The sequence below is a fragment of the Candidatus Aquicultor secundus genome (genome assembly GCF_002791875.1).
In the GTDB taxonomy this organism is placed as follows: domain Bacteria; phylum Actinomycetota; class Aquicultoria; order Aquicultorales; family Aquicultoraceae; genus Aquicultor_A; species Aquicultor_A secundus.
Genome location: NZ_PFNG01000264.1, coordinates 1 through 3,287, shown reverse-complemented (window position 1 = coordinate 3,287; position 3,287 = coordinate 1). Strand labels below are relative to the sequence as shown.

Below are 3,287 nucleotides of genomic sequence, written 5' to 3'. Positions count from 1 at the left end.
CGTCAAAGAGCGGCTCTCGGACATATTCGAGCACAACCACGACCCGATCAACGCGATAAGGGAATTCAGGGCGAGCGAAGAAATGCGCGCCGGCCTTCTTTTTCTTAAAGGATTCTATAGCGTGGACGAGCTTACCAACACGCTCAGCATGCTGGCCGAGATAATCGTGCGCGCTACACTGCGATATCTTAGCGCTACCGGCGCTAATAGCGCTAATAGAAGATTTGCGGTTGTGAGTTTTGGAAGGTTCGGCTCGCGCGAGCTTAACGTCGGCTCCGACCTCGACCTTGTGTTTATATCCGATAACCCAAACGCACATCGCTTGGCATCCGAGCTTATCAAATTCCTTTCCGATTATACCGAGCGCGGCATTGCCTATCAGGTTGATATGCGCCTTCGCCCGGACGGTTCGAAGGGTATTCTGGTCAACGACATTGCGGGCTACCGCAACTATTATCTTAAAAACGCCCACCCCTGGGAGATCCAAGCCTTGCTTAAAGCACGACCAATCGCAGGCGATAAGGAACTTCTTCGTGCGTTTCACCAGCTAAAGAAGGAGATTATCGCTAAGCGCGGTGTCGAGATTTCGGGTACTGAGATCAAAGAAATGAGGAAGCGCATTATAAAAGAGGTTTCTAAAGAATCTGCCGGTTATGATATCAAACTTGGGCCCGGCGGCATCGAGGAACTGCAGTTTCTTATCCAATACTTGCAGTTGAAAAATGCGGCCACGCTTCCCGGCCTTATCACGCATAACACTACAATTGCGATCAAGCGCCTTACCGCCCACGGCATCGTCGATCGTGAAACCGAACAGCGACTGTTGAACGCCTACAGGTTTTTGCGAACCGTAGAGACCTTTCTCAGGCTTAATCAGGAGAGCGTTTTAAAGCCCGACTCCGGGCTTGCGGAAGTAATCGCGGGCTTCTTCGAGTTTTCAGATACCGACGCACTGCTTAACGAGCTGGAAAGCACACGCCGCAAAGTGCTTGAGACCGCGGAAGCGGTTTACCTGTGAGGGGGACGTTGTTTCCTGTGCGTCCTAAATGGAATTTAGGACGCACAGGAAACAACGTCCCCCTAGTTCGTTTGTCATTCTCGCATATAACCAGTAAAATTAATGCGAATAAGCGAAAAAGGACAGACTACTTTTGAAGAATAAAATTATCCTCATCGATGCCAACAGCTTGGTCTACAGGGCGTTCTTTGCCCTGCCCAAAACGCTTGCGACGTCTTCGGGGCAGGTCACAAACGCGGTTTACGGTTTCACGAGCATGCTGATAAAGCTGCTCAAAGAAGAGAAGCCGGATGTCGTTATAGCGGCGTTCGATAGGGCGGCGCCGACGTTTAGGCATGAGACTTTCGAACAGTATAAAGCCCACCGCGAGCCGACCCCAAACGAATTAATCAGCCAATTTCCGCTGGTAAAAGAAGTGCTATCGGTGCTCAACATACCGGTTTTCGAGATGGACGGATTTGAGGCCGACGACATCCTGGCGACGCTTGCATCCGAAGCCGAAGCCGAGCGTGATGACGTGATTGTCGTAACCGGGGATAAGGATGCCTTCCAGCTCGTGGATGACCATATCAAGGTTATGACCACCAAAAAAGGGATATCCGATATCGTCATCTACGATAGGGAAAAAGTTCGGGAGAGGTACGGGGTAACCCCCGAGCAGTTTGCCGATTACCTGGCGCTTAAAGGCGACACCTCCGACAACATTCCGGGGGTGCCGGGCGTTGGCGAGAAAACGGCGGCGAAACTTATCCAGCAGTTTGGAAGCATCGAGAATCTGCTTAAGAACCTTGACGCGGTTGAGAACAAGCGGTGGCGCGAGATGCTTTCCGAGCACGCGTCTGAGGCGGAGCTTTCCAAAATGCTGGCCGTCCTCGACCGGGAGGTTCCCATCGATGTCGATTTCGACGAATGCAAACTCGACGGCTGGGATGAAGAGAAGATACGGGCGCTGTTCTCAAAGCTCGAGTTCTTCACCCTGCTCGACAGGCTTTTAAGCCAGAACAAGCAAAGAACCCACAAAGCCGATGATGTGCAAACGTTAGATACAGCGCTTGAGATAATAGATATAGCCAGTGAGGAGATATTCGCACAGCTTGCGTCCGATATAGAAGCCGGCCATCACATTGCTGTTGCTATAATATCAACCGGCGTTAATACGGTAGACCGGCAAATAACATCCGTCGCGCTCGCCACCGGGGACAGTAAAATATATACCTGTATCCAGGAAATATCCGGCGAGCTGTTCCCGCAAGAGCACACCGTGCTCCCAATCGACCGGGTACTATCGCTTGCAAAACCATACCTTGAGTCAAAATCAATCAATAAAACGGGGCACGATCTTAAGCGGATGATGCTTGCGCTCTGGAATGCCAATATCAAGCCACAGGCCCTAGATTTTGACACCATGATCGCCGCGTATCTGCTCAATCCCGAGCGCTCCGATTATCCGATTGATGAGCTTGCGGCGATTAACCTTGGGATTTCAGTTGCGGCAGACACCGAGCGCGAGCGTCTTGCAAATGAGGCCATCGCCAATTTCAGGCTAAAGCCAAGATTAAAAGAGCAGCTTGTAGAGAAGGACCTCTTTAAGCTCTTTGAAGAAGTCGAGATGCCGCTTGTTCCTGTCCTGGCGAGGATGGAACATGAGGGCGTCGGCCTCGATACCGATTACCTCGAAGACCTCTCCAAAGAAGTCGAGATATTCCTTGAGAACATAGAAAGCGAGATTTATTCACTCGCCGGCCGGCAGTTTAATATCAACTCGCCGCAGCAACTCGGCTTTATCCTTTTTGATAAGCTCGGTTTGCCCACGGCAAAAAAGACGAAAACCGGTTACTCAACGGATGCCAACGTGCTCCACAAGCTCGTTACCGTGCACCCGATAGCCGAGAAGATCATCGCATATAGAGAGCTTGCAAAGCTCAAGTCGACCTACATCGACGCCCTGCCCAAACTTATCAACCCAAAGACCGGCAAGCTCCACACATCGTTCAACCAAACGGTCACCACGACAGGGCGATTGAGCAGCAGCAACCCAAACCTGCAAAACATCCCGGTGCGTACCGAACTGGGGCAGAGAATACGCGAGGCGTTTATCCCGTCGAACCCCGGGGATATTTTTATGGCGGCGGATTACTCGCAAATCGAGCTGCGCCTGCTTGCTCATTACTCTGAAGAAGAGGCATTGCTTGAGGCGTTCGAGGCGGATATGGACATCCACGAAGCCACCGCGATGCAGGTCTTCGGCGTCCTTCCCGAGCAGGTCACA

2 protein-coding genes are annotated in these 3,287 nt (G+C 51.7%); both read left to right on the top strand.

The window, feature by feature from the left end:
- The coding region (locus COY37_RS11225) for a [protein-PII] uridylyltransferase family protein (protein ID WP_286977615.1) at positions 1-1,018 on the top strand (1,018 nt) is incomplete at its 5' end.
- 133 nt (positions 1,019-1,151) lie between these two features.
- On the top strand, positions 1,152-3,287 hold a 2,136-nt coding region (polA, locus tag COY37_RS11220; protein ID WP_286977614.1), incomplete at its 3' end, for a DNA polymerase I.